The sequence below is a fragment of the Methanomassiliicoccales archaeon LGM-RCC1 genome (assembly GCA_030168575.1).
Taxonomy (GTDB): Archaea; Thermoplasmatota; Thermoplasmata; order Methanomassiliicoccales; family Methanomethylophilaceae; genus Methanoprimaticola.
Genome location: CP115555.1, coordinates 760,636 through 775,138, shown reverse-complemented (window position 1 = coordinate 775,138; position 14,503 = coordinate 760,636). Strand labels below are relative to the sequence as shown.

14 protein-coding genes and 1 tRNA gene are annotated in these 14,503 nt (G+C 55.2%); 6 read left to right on the top strand and 9 right to left on the bottom strand.

Annotated features, from left to right (window positions below):
- Window positions 1–81: 81 nt before the first annotated feature.
- Together PED39_03815 and PED39_03810 are read right to left on the bottom strand one after the other, a co-directional pair.
- Window positions 82–234: a hypothetical protein gene (locus PED39_03815; GenBank protein WII08341.1), complete on the bottom strand. Its 153-nt coding sequence runs from the start codon at window positions 232–234 to the stop codon at window positions 82–84.
- Window positions 235–464: 230 nt separating this feature from the next.
- Window positions 465–1,112 (bottom strand): GNAT family N-acetyltransferase, encoded by a 648-nt coding sequence (locus PED39_03810; protein WII08340.1) that lies wholly within the window; start codon window positions 1,110–1,112, stop codon window positions 465–467.
- 177 nt (window positions 1,113–1,289) lie between these two features.
- Between PED39_03810 and PED39_03805 the strand changes: the two genes are divergently transcribed.
- Window positions 1,290–2,753: an AAA family ATPase gene (locus PED39_03805; GenBank protein ID WII08339.1), complete on the top strand. Its 1,464-nt coding sequence runs from the start codon at window positions 1,290–1,292 to the stop codon at window positions 2,751–2,753.
- Between the two features lie 121 nt (window positions 2,754–2,874).
- Here PED39_03805 and dnaJ read toward each other — a convergent pair whose 3' ends face one another.
- The 5 genes from dnaJ to PED39_03780 all read right to left on the bottom strand — a co-directional run bounded on the left by dnaJ (window position 2,875) and on the right by PED39_03780 (window position 10,408).
- On the bottom strand, window positions 2,875–3,993 hold the full coding sequence (gene dnaJ, locus PED39_03800; protein ID WII08338.1) for a molecular chaperone DnaJ: 1,119 nt from the start codon (window positions 3,991–3,993) through the stop codon (window positions 2,875–2,877).
- 5 nt (window positions 3,994–3,998) lie between these two features.
- On the bottom strand, window positions 3,999–5,861 hold the full coding sequence (gene dnaK / locus PED39_03795) for a molecular chaperone DnaK (GenBank protein WII08337.1): 1,863 nt from the start codon (window positions 5,859–5,861) through the stop codon (window positions 3,999–4,001).
- Window positions 5,862–5,881: 20 nt separating this feature from the next.
- Window positions 5,882–6,397 (bottom strand): nucleotide exchange factor GrpE, encoded by a 516-nt coding sequence (locus PED39_03790; protein ID WII08336.1) that lies wholly within the window; start codon window positions 6,395–6,397, stop codon window positions 5,882–5,884.
- Window positions 6,398–6,470: 73 nt separating this feature from the next.
- Window positions 6,471–8,096: a thermosome subunit beta gene (gene thsB / locus PED39_03785; protein WII08335.1), complete on the bottom strand. Its 1,626-nt coding sequence runs from the start codon at window positions 8,094–8,096 to the stop codon at window positions 6,471–6,473.
- 128 nt (window positions 8,097–8,224) lie between these two features.
- Window positions 8,225–10,408, bottom strand: coding sequence for a glutamine synthetase III (locus tag PED39_03780; protein WII08334.1), 2,184 nt, complete (start codon window positions 10,406–10,408; stop codon window positions 8,225–8,227).
- A 119-nt stretch (window positions 10,409–10,527) separates the two neighbouring features.
- Between PED39_03780 and PED39_03775 the strand changes: the two genes are divergently transcribed.
- From PED39_03775 to PED39_03760, 4 genes are read left to right on the top strand one after another with little or no spacing between them, the layout of a single operon-like run.
- On the top strand, window positions 10,528–11,016 hold the full coding sequence (locus tag PED39_03775; protein ID WII08333.1) for an HPP family protein: 489 nt from the start codon (window positions 10,528–10,530) through the stop codon (window positions 11,014–11,016).
- Between the two features lie 8 nt (window positions 11,017–11,024).
- Window positions 11,025–11,378, top strand: coding sequence for a hypothetical protein (locus PED39_03770; protein ID WII08332.1), 354 nt, complete (start codon window positions 11,025–11,027; stop codon window positions 11,376–11,378).
- Between the two features lie 13 nt (window positions 11,379–11,391).
- Window positions 11,392–11,892 (top strand): NUDIX domain-containing protein, encoded by a 501-nt coding sequence (locus tag PED39_03765; protein ID WII08331.1) that lies wholly within the window; start codon window positions 11,392–11,394, stop codon window positions 11,890–11,892.
- Between the two features lie 51 nt (window positions 11,893–11,943).
- On the top strand, window positions 11,944–12,468 hold the full coding sequence (locus PED39_03760) for an adenine phosphoribosyltransferase (protein WII08330.1): 525 nt from the start codon (window positions 11,944–11,946) through the stop codon (window positions 12,466–12,468).
- Between the two features lie 13 nt (window positions 12,469–12,481).
- Here the strand turns inward: PED39_03760 and PED39_03755 are convergent.
- Both PED39_03755 and PED39_03750 read right to left on the bottom strand, forming a co-directional pair.
- Window positions 12,482–12,558: transfer RNA gene (locus PED39_03755), tRNA-Arg, on the bottom strand.
- 47 nt (window positions 12,559–12,605) lie between these two features.
- Window positions 12,606–13,355, bottom strand: a complete 750-nt coding sequence (locus tag PED39_03750; GenBank protein ID WII08329.1) for a DUF169 domain-containing protein — start codon at window positions 13,353–13,355, stop codon at window positions 12,606–12,608.
- 116 nt (window positions 13,356–13,471) lie between these two features.
- Between PED39_03750 and hypE the strand changes: the two genes are divergently transcribed.
- Window positions 13,472–14,503, top strand: a complete 1,032-nt coding sequence (hypE, locus tag PED39_03745; GenBank protein ID WII08328.1) for a hydrogenase expression/formation protein HypE — start codon at window positions 13,472–13,474, stop codon at window positions 14,501–14,503.

Below are 14,503 nucleotides of genomic sequence, written 5' to 3'. Positions count from 1 at the left end.
TATCTACGCCCAATGCAGATATTATATTAATGAAATGTGCTCAACCAGCCATATTTTAGAATACTCAGCCAATAGTTTAACTCATACAAATCTTGGATCGTCCTCAGAGAGATCGTGAAGGCCCTTTCCTGAACCCACGACGTTGTCCCTCATGGGAAGGTGCTTGTTCCTGATGGACTGTGCTGCTATTCCGAATGTCTGAATGACATCATTTCCTATGTTTCCTGTTGCCATGTCTATTCCTCTCAATTCGTTGATTTAAGGGGTTCAACATCCGGAATTAGGTAATTTCACATCAGATCGCATAACAAAATGAATCTTGAGTTGTAGATTTCTGCGAGCCATGGCGTAGAAAGGTTGCTGAACAACTTTCCAAAACCCACCGAAATGGTGAATCGCGCGTTTTCGCTGGGCTGGAGTGTTCTGCATCTCTCTCGGCGCTATTCTCACCTTATGACAACCCGTCAATCGGAATTCGATTGAGCCCTTCTGATCATCCCATAGTGCTTGATGTCGGTTCCTGGGAGCTTCCCCACTTCCGCCAGTTCGAAACCGAAATGCTCATAGAAGGGAACGTTGGATGCATCATGGGTTTCCAGATAGGCGGAGCAACCTATGTCGTCAAGGTAACCGAGGAAGGGGTCAAGCATCTTCCTGGCCAGGCCCTTACCCTGATAGGCGGGCTCTACGGCCAGATTGGATACGTACCATGTGTCCCTGTCTATGTACCTGTTCATCATGTCTACGCAGTAGTCCTCATAGGATGACAGCTTTGTCAGGACACTGAATCCGTACCTCATGCCCAGCCTGAGGCCTCCTTTCATGATGAAATCGAATGTCCCTATCTTCGATCCCGGAGGGCAGAGGGACAATATGCCGTGCCCGTCGACAGATATGTTGATCCCGTCCCTGCAGGCGATCATCTGCAACGCGCATATCTCAGAGATGCAATGATCATCATAGCCTTTCGGCAATGTGTAGTCGAAGCACGGATATCCTCTATAGCTCTCACCGCAGAACCTGGTTTTTGTGCGCTCATCGCCCTTGCGGATTATGGATAACCCTTCTGTCCTGGAGATGATCTCGATCAGATCAGAATGAGCGGCTTTCATGTCACTTAATTGGATTTCCGTCTATTATACTTATGCAACGAGAGTCCGCTTCTTCTAGATGATATGCTATGAAAAATTGAATTTTATCCCTATTTTTCCCTCATAAAAGTTGTGAAATTGTCCTATTTTTTCCTCATAAAAATTGAATTTATATATGTCCAGATCATTAATTCATTCGTGAGACGCAAAATTACTGAGAAAATGGCTTCATGGAAGGACGATTCCCAAAGGAAGGCTATCTTGATCCGCGGCTGCCGCCAGATTGGGAAAACGTACATCATACGTGATTTCATATCATCCAATTACGAATGTTACATGGAGTTCAACCTGGAAGAGCGCAAAGACATCGCCCAGCTCTTCAGGGATAAGAATCTTACAGCCCCTGCGATAATCGACCGTTTGATATTCGACTCCCCCGATATCAAAAAGATCGTACCGGGCAATTCAGCAATCTTTCTGGACGAGATCCAATCGTGTACTGAAGCATATGCGTCCCTGAAGGCTCTCGCCGACGATGGCAGATTCGACATATTCGCCTCCGGATCGCTTCTGGGGGTCATGTTGAACGATCTTCAGGATCAATCCCCGCTGGGGTATGTGAACATGATAGACATGTATCCCATGGATTTTGAGGAATTCCTGTGGGCAATGGGGATCGATCCCGAATATACGGAATACATCAGGAAATGCATCCTCAGATGCGAGAGGATCGACGAATTCATACTGACGAGAATATCGGATCTGTTCAGAAGATATCTCGTGGTCGGAGGGATGCCTGCAGCCGTCATCGATTACGCCTCCAAACAGGATTACTCCAGCGTGCGCTCGATCCTCGGTGATATAGCTGAGCTCATAGGACAGGATGCGCAGAGATATTCCAAAGGTGCGCAGAGGATGCACATAGATGCATGTCTGAAATCCATTCCGGAACAGCTTGCAAAACCCAATAAGAAATTCCAATACACCCGCATAGAGAAGAGGAAAGGCGTGGGAAAGAGGATCTACGGCCCTGCGCTGATGTGGCTCAAGAATGCCGGTCTGATCCACATATGCAACAATGTCACGGAACCGGTGTCCCCTCTGAGAGAAAGAACCGTCGCTGATGTGTTCAAGATCTATTTGGCCGATACGGGCATACTGATGGCGCTGACAGAGGAAAACATCGAAGGGACGATCGTCAACAGGGATCCTCTGGCCAACAACGGGATGGTCATGGAGAACGCCGTTGCCTGCGCCCTTAGATCCAAAGGATACACCCTGAGATACTATGAGAAAACCAACAGCACCTTGGAGATAGAATTCGTGGTTAACCTTCAGGGAAGCATTACGGCCATGGAGGTGAAATCCGGTAGGAAAAAGAAGTCCAAGTCACTGAAAATGGTCTTCACAACGACTCATACCGTGGGCAGGGCGATCAAGCTTTCCGAGGGCAACGTATTCAAGGATGAGAACGGTGTGGAGCACTACCCGTTGTTCGGGGTCTGCTTCTTCCCTGATACTTCGTACAGCGATATCGGCCCCATCGATTATATGGACGACCTGAAGGGAAGGCTCAGAATGATCGGTGGAAAGGATGCGCCCGATGAGAGCAGAATCGCCTTAAAAAGATTGGGAATGAGAAACAGCGCAAAAGATGCTTAGCACGGATTATATGATAGAATGACCGGCGAACGATGAATGAACTGCCTCGATGCGATGCGAAATTCGTTCCGAAAAAATGGACTCTGATCCGATATGCCGGATCAGAGTTTTTGTGATCTGTTCAAAACAGCTTCTTGCGTGACTTCTTGGTTGTCTTGGAAGCGGTGGAGTCCAGCTTGAGCAGGAGCTCCTTCTCCTCGTCGGTGACCGACTTCGGCACGTTCACGAAGACGCGGACCATCATATCCCCTCTGGAGGACGAATTCATCCTTGGAAGTCCCTTTCCGGGGACCTTAAGGACGGTTCCCACCTGGGTTCCGGTAGGGATGGTGATCTGGACCTTGTCGCCATCGATGGCGGTGACCGTCTCCTCCCCTCCGAGGACCAGCTTGGGATATGTTGTGGTGACCTTGGACCATAGGTTGGCCCCGTCACGCTCGAACTCCTTGCTCTCCTTGACATGGACCACTACGAACAGGTCCCCTGCGGGTCCGCCGTTGTATCCTGCGTTCCCCGCTCCAGGGACTCTGATCCTCATGCCGTCGTCTATCCCCTTGGGGACGTTCAGGTCGATATGGGAATCGGTGGTGTACCTTCCGTTGCCGTGGCAGCGGGGGCACTTCTCCGCAGAGGTCTTACCCTTACCGCGGCAGTCGGGACAGTCGGATACGGAGACCATGTTCCCGAAGGGGGTCCTCCTGACCATCTGCACCTGACCGGATCCTCCGCACTTGGAGCATGTGGTGACCTTGCCGTCCTTCCCTCCCGTTCCATTGCATGCACTGCATACGACGGCGTGGGGGATGTCCAGCTTGACCTTCTTGCCCTCGAACACGTCCTTGAGGGTGATCTCCAGGTCATATCTGAGGGAGTCTCCCTGGGACGGTGAGTTGCGGGATCTGGAGGACCTCATGCCGCCGCCGAACATGCTTCCGAAGATGTCTCCGAATATGTCGCTGATGTCGTCGGCACGCGTGAAGTTATCCCAGGTGAACCCGCCCTCACCGAACTGCTGTTTGACTCCGTCGAAGCCGTACTGGTCGTACAGGCCCCTCTTCTCCTGATCCGAGAGGACCTCATAGGCTTCCGAGATCTCCTTGAATTTAGCTTCCGCTACCTCCTTGGGCTCGGTGGATACGTCAGGGTGGTACTTCTTCGCAAGGGAGCGGTACGCCTTCTTTATCTCCTCGGGTGTCGCGTTCTTGTCGACCCCGAGGACCTCATAGTAGTCTCTCGGCATCAGTCTCACTCGTCATCCACGATCTTGTAGTCTGCATCGACGTAGTCGCCGTTGTTGGATCCGCCGTTTCCGCCCTGCTTGGGCTCCTCTCCGGCAGGTCCCTGCTGGGCCTGCTGCTGCGAGGCCTCCTGGTAGACCCTCTGGCTGATGGGACCCATGGCCTTCATGAGCGCGTCCATCTTGGCCTTGATGTCGTCGATGTTGTCTGTCTTGTTGGCAGTCTCGAGGTCGGAGATCGCGGGCTCGATGGATGCCCTCTCCTCCTGTGTGACCTTCTCGCCGAGCTCGTCCAGGGACTTGCGTACGGTGTACACCGCGGTCTCCGCCTGGTTGTGGACCTCGACCAGCTCCGCCTTCTTCTTGTCGGCGTCTGCGAACTGCTCTGCCTGCTTGACCAGGTCGTCGATCTCTTCCTTGCTGAGCTTGTTGGAGGATGCGATAGTGATCTTCTGCTCCTTTCCGGTTCCCTTGTCCTTCGCGGTGACGTTGATGATACCGTTTGCATCGATATCGAAGGTGACCTCGATCTGGGGCACTCCGCGGGGTGCGGGGGGTATTCCGTCGAGGATGAACTTTCCGAGCGATGTATTGTCGGCGGCCATCTGCCTCTCTCCCTGGACGACGTTGATCTCCACGGAGGGCTGGTTGTCGGCTGCGGTGGAGAACACCTGCGACTTCTTGGTCGGGATGGTGGTGTTCCTCTCGATCAGCTTGGTCGCGATACCTCCGAGGGTCTCAATTCCGAGGGACAGTGGCGTGACATCCAGAAGGAGGACGTCCTTGACCTCTCCGGAGAGCACGGCTCCCTGGATCGAGGCTCCCATGGATACACACTCCATCGGGTCGATTCCGCGCTGGATCTTGGGTCCGACGATGCTCTCGACGAAGTTCTGGACGATGGGCATCCTGGTGGGTCCTCCGACCATGATGATCTTGTCGATCTTGTCGTTGGACAGGTGCGCATCGCTGATCGCCTGAGTGATGGACTGCTTGCACCTTGCGACGATGGGCTCCACGAGCTCCTCGAGCTTTGCACGGGTGATCGTCTGGACCAGGTGCTTGGGGCCTGATGCGTCGGATGCGATGAAGGGCAGGTTGACCTCTGTCTGCATCGTGGTGGACAGCTCGATCTTCGCCTTCTCACATGCCTCTCTGACCCTCCAGAAGGCCATGTTGTCGGCTGCGAGGTCGACTCCGGTCTCCTTCTGGAATTCCTTGATGACATACTTGGTGAGAGCCTCATCCATATCGGATCCTCCCAGCTGGGTGTCTCCGGATGTGGACAGCACCTCGAACACTCCGTCGCTGAAGTCCATGATGGTGACATCGAGGGTTCCTCCTCCGAGGTCGAATACCATGATCTTCTGCTCGACATCGGACTTGTCCAGTCCGTATGCGAGTGCGGCTGCCGTAGGCTCGTTGATGATACGAACGACCTCGAGTCCGGCGATGGCTCCTGCGTCCTTCGTCGCCTGCCTCTGGTTGTCGTTGAAGTATGCGGGGACGGTGATGACCGCTTTGTCGACGGTCTCGCCGAGGTAGGACTCCGCGTCCTTCTTGATCTTCTGAAGGATGAATGCGGAGATCTGCTGGGGTGTGTACTCCTTTCCGAGTGCGGTGACCTTCTCGTTTCCGCCCATCTTCCTCTTGACGTTCTTGATGGTTCCGTCAGGATTTGTGACGGCCTGCCTCCTTGCGGGCTCTCCCACGAGGAGCTGTCCGTCCTTTGTGAATGCTACGTACGAAGGGAATGACTTTCCTCCGACGCTGGTTCCCTCTGCGCTGGGGATCATTGTCGGCCTTCCTCCCTCCATGATGGAGGCGGCCGAATTGCTTGTTCCTAGATCAATTCCGATGATTCTTGACATACTGCTCACCTTCCTTTGTTTTAAGCCGTTTTCTTTGTGACTTTCACTTTCGTGAACCTGATTACCTTTCCGTTGAGTGTGTATCCCTTCTGGAACACCTCTGCGATCTGATCGTCCTCCTCTCCCTCCACGGACATCAGGGCCTCGTGGTAGTTGGGATCGAACTTGCCGTCTGCGGGGATCTCCTCGAGACCGTTCTTCTCCAGGACCTTCATCAGATTCGCTCTCACTCCGCGGATTCCGGTGACGAACACGTCGTCGCCCTCCGCGTGATCCAATGCGCGGTCGAGGTCATCCACCACCGTGAGGAGGTCGATCACGATTCCTGCCGAGGCGTACTTCTTGAAGTCCTCATTCTCGCGCTGCGTCCTCTTGCGGTAGTTATCGAAGTCGGCCTGGATCCTCCTTGCCATGTCGAGGTACTTCTCAGCCTGCTCCTGGGCCTCCTTCAAGGGATCGACCTGGGGCTGCTCCTCGATGATCTCGACATCGTCGTTGGATGTTTCCTCCTTCTTCTCTTTAGACCTTCCAGTCATGCTGTTACCTTCTGTAGTGCGCTTGGATAAGTGTAGACAGGGGGCACTGGCCCCCTGCCAGTGTTCATCGTGTTTACATCATGTCGCTCATGTCGGGCATGTCCTGGGGACCGGGTCCGCTGTGCGTTGCAGCAGCGATGACGTCGTCGATCCTGAGGATCATGACTGCAGCGTCGGTGGCCGAGTTGATGGCCTGTGTTCCGATCCTGTAGGGCTCGATGACGTTGAGCTTCTTCATGTCCTCAACCTTTCCGGTGTAGGGGTTGAATCCTGCGTAGACCTTCTTGCCCTTGTGCTGCTTCCTCATCTCGATGAGTACATTGATGGGATCCTGTCCTGCGTTCTCTGCGAGAGTCGAGGGGATGGCCTCCATTGCGGAAGCGAATGCCTCGATTGCGATCTGCTCCCTTCCGCCTACGGACTGTGCGTAGTCGCGGAGCTGCATTGCGATCTCCATTGCGGTGGATCCTCCTCCGGTGACCATCTTTCCGTCCTCGATTGCGACCTTGACGACGGACCATGCATCGACCAGTGACCTCTCTACCTCGTCTGCGACGTGGTTGGTTCCTCCCCTTACGAGGATGGTGACGGTCTTGGGGTCCTTGAGTCCGGAGATGAATGTCATCTGCTCCTCTCCGACCTTCTTCAGCTCGACGCAGTCTGCGTATCCGAGGTCTGACTTATCGAGGTCGTTCAGGTTGTTGCAGATGTTTGCACCGGTGGACTTGGCGAGCCTCTCCATGTCGGACTTCTTGACACGCCTGCATGCGTAGATGCCTGCCTTTGTGAACATGTGCTGGGCGGGGTCATCGATTCCCTTCTGGCAGAAGACGACGTTCGCACCAGACTTGATGACCTGGTCGACCATCTTCTTGAGCATGTTCTCCTCTTCCTTGACGAAAGCGGCGATCTGCGAGGGATCGTTGATCTGGATCTTGGCGTCGATCTCGGTCTTCTTGACCTCGAATGCCGAGTCGATGAGGGCGATCTTCGCCTTCTTCACGCACTTCTCCATGTTGAGCTGGACGGGCTCTTTGTCGATGACGAGACCCTTGACGATCTGCGTCTCTTCCATGTTGGCGCCTGCCTTCTTGACTGTGGTGATGTTCTTGAGGTCGATCTCGTAGCCCTTGCCCTTCTTCTCGGCGATCGTCTTGATGGCGTCGACGACGATGTCTGCGAAGAGCTCCTTGGACTGGTTGACCTGCTTGGAGATCATCGCGGTCTCTGCGATGAGCTTGAGTGTCTTCTCATCGTCGATGGAGACCTTCATGGCGATCTTGTCCAGGATCTCCTGGGCCTTCTCGTTCGCCATCCTGTATCCCTTTGCGATGATTGTGGGGTGGACGTTCGCGTCGATCAGGTCTGTTGCCTTCTTGAGGAGCTCACCTGCGAGGATGACGGATGTTGTTGTTCCGTCTCCGACCTCTGCGTCCTGTGTCTTTGCGACCTCGACGAGCATCTTTGCTGCGGGGTGCTGGACATCCATCTCCTTGAGGATGGTAACTCCATCGTTGGTGATGATGACGTCTCCCATGGAATCGACAAGCATCTTGTCCATTCCCCTGGGTCCCAGGCTGCTCTTGACTGCTCCGGAGATGGCGACCGCTGCTGAGATGTTGTTCATCTGAGCGTCCTTGCCCTTCTCCCTCTTTGTTCCTTCTCTAAGGATGATGACGGGTGCGTTACCCATTCCCATTTTTCTTCCTCCGATATATTCCATTACGGAATGACTGAAACGGATAAAGTTTGTTCTTCTATATAAATCTAATCCGTTGTACTATCGGTGGGACCGTAGCATCCCGAAGCGATGGCCAGATGATCTGGTCAGCGGATGAACAGGAGCTCGCGGTACTTGGGCAGAGGCCACATCTCGTCGTCCACGATCATCTCGAGGTCGTCGACGAGCACCCTGATCTTCTCGATGTAGGGGATGACCTTGTCGTGATAGGCATTTGCCTTGGCGTACTCCGACTTCGCGGTGTTGGCCTTGTCGCAGGCCTTCTCCATGTCCATGGCGAGCTTGCGTGCCTCGGACAGGTCCTCCGCTATGGTCTTTATCATGGCGACCTTGCCCGCCGAGAGCTTCTTGTAGTCGGCCTCGGAGAAGATATCCTTCATCTTGGACACGTTGTCGAGCAGCCTTGTCTCGTACTGGGTGGCGATGGGCAGGATGTGGTTCTCGGTGAGGTCCGCGAGGATCCTGGCCTCGATCTCCACCTTCTTGCTGTAGATGTCGCAGAAGGTCTCCTTCCTCGCCTCCAGCTCCGCCGCGTTCATGACCCCGGTCCTCTTGTACATCGCGACCGTGGCCTTGTCGGTCAGGGCGCAGTAGGACTTGGGAGGTGATGTCTCGCAGTCGAGCCCGCGCTTCTTGGCCTCCTTCTTCCACTCCTCGGAGTATCCGTTTCCGTCGAAGCAGATGTTCATCGATGCCTTGTACGTCTCGCGGGTCTCGTCGAGGATGGCCTGCATGACGGGTGTGCCTGCGGCGACCTTCTTGTCGACGGCTTTCTTGAATATCGTCAGCTGGTCCGCCACGATGGTGTTGAGCGTGGCGACGGCGTTGGAGCAGTTCGCTGAGGAACCGACCGCCCTGAACTCGAACCTGTTACCCGTGAATGCGAAGGGCGAGGTCCTGTTCCTGTCCGTGTTGTCCAGCAGGAGCTCGGGCACCTGCGGGATGTTGAGCTTGTATGACTTCTTGCCATTCAGCTTGACCATGTCCGAGGAGTTAAGCAGGTCGTCGAATGCCTGCATAAGCTGAGCTCCCAGGAAAGTGGAGATTATCGCCGGAGGGGCCTCGTTGGCGCCCAGCCTGTGGGCGTTGGTCGCTGTCAGGACCGATGCCTTGAGCAGCGCGTTATGATCGTATACGGCCTTGAGAACGTTGGCCACGAACATCAGGAACATCAGGTTCTCGCTGTCGGTCTTGCCGGGTGTGAACAGTCCGATTCCGGACACAGTACCGATGGACCAGTTGCAGTGCTTACCGGATCCGTTGACGCCTGCGAAGGGCTTCTCGTGGAATAGCACCTTGAATCCGTGCCTCTCCGAGACCTTCTTCATCATGGCCATCAGCAGGAGGTTGTGGTCGTTAGCGAGGTTCGCTGCCTCGAACACGGGAGCAATCTCGAACTGGTTGGGTGCGACCTCGTTGTGCCTGGCCTTTATCGGGATGCCGAGCTTGTAGCACTCGAACTCCAGGTCCCTCATGAACGCCAGGACCCTCTCAGGGATCGATCCCAGGTAGTGGTCCTCGAGCTGCTGGTTCCTGGCCGCGTTGTGGCCGATGAGCGTCCTGTCGACCATTATGAGGTCGGGGCGCAGAGAGTACAATGCGGAATCGACCAGGAAGTACTCCTGCTCCCATCCGAGATAGGAGACGACCCTGTCGTCCTTGATTCCAAAGTACTCAAGGAGATCCTCGGCTGCCTTGCCGACGGCGATCTCCGACCTGAGAAGAGGCGCCTTGTAGTCCAGGGCCTCCCCGTTGTATGAGATGAAAATCGTGGGGATGCACAACGTGTCCGCGATGATGAAAGCGGGCGACGACGGATCCCATGCGGTGTATCCTCTGGCCTCGAAGGTGTTCCTCAGTCCTCCGTTGGGGAACGATGATGCATCGGACTCCTGCTGGCAGAGCAGCTTCCCTGTCAGCTCCTCGATGGCCTCCCCTTTCCCGAAGGGCTCTATGAAAGATACGTGCTTCTCGGCGGTACCGCCTGTCAGAGGCTGGAACCAGTGGGTGTAATGGGTGGCTCCCATCTCCATGGCCCACTTCTTCAGACCTGCAGCCACATCCTCGGCCGTGTCCCTGTCGAGGGTCTTCCCCTGCTCGCTGGACTCGTAGATCTTGCGCCTTGTATCCTCGGAGAGATACTGCCTCATGGCCTTCCTGTTGAAAACGTTGCATCCGTAGTAGTCCGATGTGACCGCTGCCGGTGCATCGACATGCACAGGCATCTTCCTGAACGCTTCATCGACGGCTCTGAACCTGCTGCTAGGCATGTTCAGACAGATTGCGACTGACTTAATATATATTATCAAAGTCGCGAGAATTGTTGTACCTTTGACAGAGGTACGAGGGATGACAATGGGGATTTATACCGATGATGGAATCACCGCCCATGGATTATTGGGAAGGCGTCAAGGAACGCATGGATAAGCCCCAGATCATCAGAGCCATCGCCTGTTTCATAGGCATAGGCTTCCTTGGGATACTCTGGGCCTTCCACGACCTTCCGCTGCTCATAGCATCTCTGGGATCAACAGCGGTGACCCTGTACGGCCTTCCAAAGGCCCCGGCCGCTAAGCCCAAGAGCGCAATTCTCGGACAGTTCTCATCCGCGATCTGCGGATGGGTTGTGCAGTACCTGCTTGGATCGGAATGGTACGCCTGCGCCATAGCCGTAATGCTGTCCCTGATTGTGATGGTCCTGCTGAACTGCGTCCACCCGCCGGGAGGAGCCACAGCGCTGAGCGCGGTCCTCATGCCCATGCCCTGGACATTCATATTCGCACCAGTCCTAGTAGGAGTGGTGTTCCTGGTCATCGTCGCATATTTCGCGAACAAGGCCTGCGAGAGGTACGAACCCAAACCTGAGACCGCCAGTTGAGGTATACCATGACAGAGAACAAGCAACACAACATCACAACCGGAGCGGCGTTCGGCGTCGCCATCCTGCTGGGGATCTTCATAGGGATCAACTACGGCATAATGAACGGCGTATTCACCATACTGATCGTCTCTGGCGTCTATCTCTCCGTATCGCTCTATCTGAAGGATAAGGAGGAGAACACCGGAGGGCCCTCGGAGCTTGGCGCCGCGATAACGGGCGGCATCCTTCTGGCAGGGATAGGCGCATGCGGATTCGTCTACAGCTTCACAGAGAGCGTGGTCATCACGGTCGTCTGTCTGATCGCAGTGATGCTGCTGTCCTCCGCCATCCTATTCTCCCGCTACAGGAAATACCTCTGAAAGGAGCACGTACATGAGGCCATTCTTCACCATCGACATGGAGGACTACGATGATTCCGATCCGGTCCTCTACCAGCCGGCATCCAGGGGGATCATCTGGAAGAACGGCAAACTTGCGTTGATACGCAGTGTGAAGTACGGCTACTACAAGTTCCCTGGAGGGGGAGTCGAAGAGGATGAGACTCTGATCGATGCGCTGATCCGCGAGGTCAGGGAGGAGACTGGGCTGGAGGTCATCCGCACGAGCATCCACGAATACGGGATGTCCAAGCGCAGGGAGAAGGGGATTTGGGACTACGTCCTCGACCAGGACAGCTACTACTACATATGCGATGTATCGGACAAGACCTACAGGCAGAAGCTGACCAAGCACGAGAAGGAGGCCAAGTTCGTCCTCGAGTATGCCGATCCGGAAACGGCCATCGAGGCCAACGAGAGATACCTCAAGAGGGACCATAAGGTGGCCATCGACAGGGACACCCGCATCCTCAGGATACTGGCCCACGAGCACTGACGAGTCCTCCGCTGGCATTATTTTATTTAGGTTCGAACCGTTGCCGAATCCATGAAGCAGTTAGCCGACTATGTCACGACGATCCCCAACTTCCCCAAGGAAGGGATCATGTTCAGGGACATCACAACTATCCTACAGGACCCCGAGGGACTGAAGATGGCGATCGACCAGCTCATCGACCACCTGAAGGATGTGGACTTCGACGTCGTAGTGGGATCGGAATCCCGCGGATTCCTCTTCGGAGCCCCCGTCGCATACGCCATGGGGAAGGGATTCATCCTCGCCAGGAAGAAGGGAAAGCTCCCGAGAGAGGTCATCAGCCAGGAATACGATCTGGAGTACGGAACGGCTACGATCGAGATGCATAAGGACTCCATCAAGCCCGGACAGAAGGTCGTCATCATCGACGACCTCATCGCCACAGGCGGAACCACCGAGGCCATCGTCAAGCTCGTCGAGAGGCTGGGCGGAGAGATCGTCAGCATGGGATTCGTCCTGGAGCTGGCTGGACTCAAGGGCAGGGAGAAGTTCGCGAAGTACAACCCCTTCGCACTGATCACATACCCCGGAAACTGATTAGAATCAATTATGGTGGCCCTACTGGGATTCGAACCCAGGTCAGCGGAGTCGAGGTCCGGCAGGATATCCAAGCTACCCCATAGGGCCACCACATCGTAGCACCATCGCCGATTAAAGGTTTTATATCGACTATCTCAGAGAGCCTTCTCGAAGTTCTCCAGGTACTTGTCCTTCGACAGGAAGGAATCGTCAATGTCCGCGACCATGCGCTGGTAGAGCTTGAAGGGCACGGCGAACGAAAGCTTGTCCTTGTCAACGAAGCGCCTTGCGTACATGTCGGTCATCCCGATGATGGCATGCGGATCGTCGCTCTCACCCTCTCCCCTGGGCAGGGCATAGACCTGCTGACATGCGAAACCGTACTGCATGATAGCAGCGGGGCCCGGTGTGGTCTTGGAGAATGCCGCGAGCTGCTGAAGGAGGCTGAGACGGACAGGATCCACCAGGAATGCAACGACCTCTATCGGCTTGCCTTCCTTGAGCGCCTCGTCTAGGTCCTGGAAGACTATGGCATCCTTTCCATCGCCGTAGTCCTTCACCTTCTCCAGCTGCATCATGGCGATCTCCGGCGTCTTGAAGTACGACATCCCCGAGCTCTTGTGGGCGATGGTCTCCCTTACCTCCTCAGGAATTGTAGAAGCAGACCAGGCAGACCTCTGACGGTCGGATATCCCTCCGAAACCGAAACCGCTCTTGGAACCGTGACAGGGCGAATGCTCGGAATCCGCGGCGCACTTGTCCCCTAAGCGCACACAGCGCATGAACAGCGAAGGTATGGTGCAATGACCCTGTTGGGGAACGCAAGCGTCCTCCGGGATCTTGGCCTCGCGATAGATGGCGACGGCATGGTTCTCAAGCTTCAGTATCTCGGACAATCTGCTCATGAACAATGAACGCCGATACATCGATATAAACCAGATTGGAACAATAATCCAAAGCTCCGGGTGGGCAATGCCTTTATCCAACCTATCCCATTGTGCGAACTATGTCGAAGGTGATCATGAATCACGGCGCCGGCGGAGAGCTCATGCAGGAGTTCCTCAGCAAGCACATCACAAGCCACTTCCCCAAGATGAAGGCGGAAGTACCTCTGGACTCCATGGACGATTCCGCTGTAGTGGACGACGTGGTGTTCACCATCGACGGGCACACAGTCAAACCTTTGTTCTTCCCCGGAGGGGACATCGGAAAGATCTCCGTATCCGGAACTGTGAACGACATATCGGTCATGGGTGCGACGCCCATCGCCCTCGCCTGCTCAGTCATAATCGAAGAGGGGCTGGACCTGGATGTCGTGGACAAGGTCATGGACAGCATGGGAAAGACCGCCGCAGACTGCGGAGTCCCCATCGTCACCGGCGACACGAAGGTCGTCGAGGCCGGAGCGATAGACCAGATGGTCATGTCCACATCTGCAGTCGGAAAGAGGTCCCCCTATCTGGATTCTAACCTCGCCAAGGCTGCGGAGTACAGAAAAGTGGAGAACAGATGGTGCACGGACTCCAGCGTCAGGCCCGGAGATGCCATCATCGTCTCCGGTTACCTCGGTGACCATGGAGTGTCGCTGCTCTCGTTCCGTGAGGGCTACGGATTCGATGCGGACCTGAAGAGCGATGTCGCTCCTCTGAACAAGATGATCGCCGAAGGCCTGAAGACCGGAGGAATCGTCGCCATGAAGGACCCTACCAGGGGAGGACTGGCCAACACCCTCAACGAGTGGTGCTCCAAATCCCACATCGGTATGGAGATCAACTATGCTGACATCCCCCTGAGGGATGCCGTCGTCAACGGATGCGACCTTCTCGGTATCGATCCCCTGAGCATCGGTAACGAGGGAAAGGCTGTCATCGGAGTCGTTCCCGAGATGGCCGAAGAGGTCCTGAAGACCCTTAGGAGGACTCCTGAAGGAAAGGATGCAGCCATCATTGGATATGCTACCGACGGTCCCGAGAGGGTCGTCCTCAAGACCGAGATCGGAGGAAAGAGGATACTTGAGGCTCCTGCCGGAGACCCCGTTCCCAGGATCTGCTGA

Bases quoted from the DNA above. Each gene is read 5' to 3' on its own strand.
- PED39_03810 (WII08340.1), bottom strand. From the start codon at position 1,112: ATGAAAGCCGCTCATTCTGATCTGATCGAGATCATCTCCAGGACAGAA.
- PED39_03815 (WII08341.1), bottom strand. From the start codon at position 234: ATGGCAACAGGAAACATAGGAAATGATGTCATTCAGACATTCGGAATA.
- PED39_03790 (WII08336.1), bottom strand. From the start codon at position 6,397: ATGACTGGAAGGTCTAAAGAGAAGAAGGAGGAAACATCCAACGACGAT.
- PED39_03765 (WII08331.1), top strand. From the start codon at position 11,392: ATGAGGCCATTCTTCACCATCGACATGGAGGACTACGATGATTCCGAT.
- PED39_03770 (WII08332.1), top strand. From the start codon at position 11,025: ATGACAGAGAACAAGCAACACAACATCACAACCGGAGCGGCGTTCGGC.
- hypE (WII08328.1), top strand. From the start codon at position 13,472: ATGAATCACGGCGCCGGCGGAGAGCTCATGCAGGAGTTCCTCAGCAAG.
- PED39_03775 (WII08333.1), top strand. From the start codon at position 10,528: ATGGATTATTGGGAAGGCGTCAAGGAACGCATGGATAAGCCCCAGATC.
- thsB (WII08335.1), bottom strand. From the start codon at position 8,096: ATGGGAATGGGTAACGCACCCGTCATCATCCTTAGAGAAGGAACAAAG.
- PED39_03750 (WII08329.1), bottom strand. From the start codon at position 13,355: ATGAGCAGATTGTCCGAGATACTGAAGCTTGAGAACCATGCCGTCGCC.
- PED39_03780 (WII08334.1), bottom strand. From the start codon at position 10,408: ATGCCTAGCAGCAGGTTCAGAGCCGTCGATGAAGCGTTCAGGAAGATG.
- dnaK (WII08337.1), bottom strand. From the start codon at position 5,861: ATGTCAAGAATCATCGGAATTGATCTAGGAACAAGCAATTCGGCCGCC.
- dnaJ (WII08338.1), bottom strand. From the start codon at position 3,993: ATGCCGAGAGACTACTATGAGGTCCTCGGGGTCGACAAGAACGCGACA.
- PED39_03760 (WII08330.1), top strand. From the start codon at position 11,944: ATGAAGCAGTTAGCCGACTATGTCACGACGATCCCCAACTTCCCCAAG.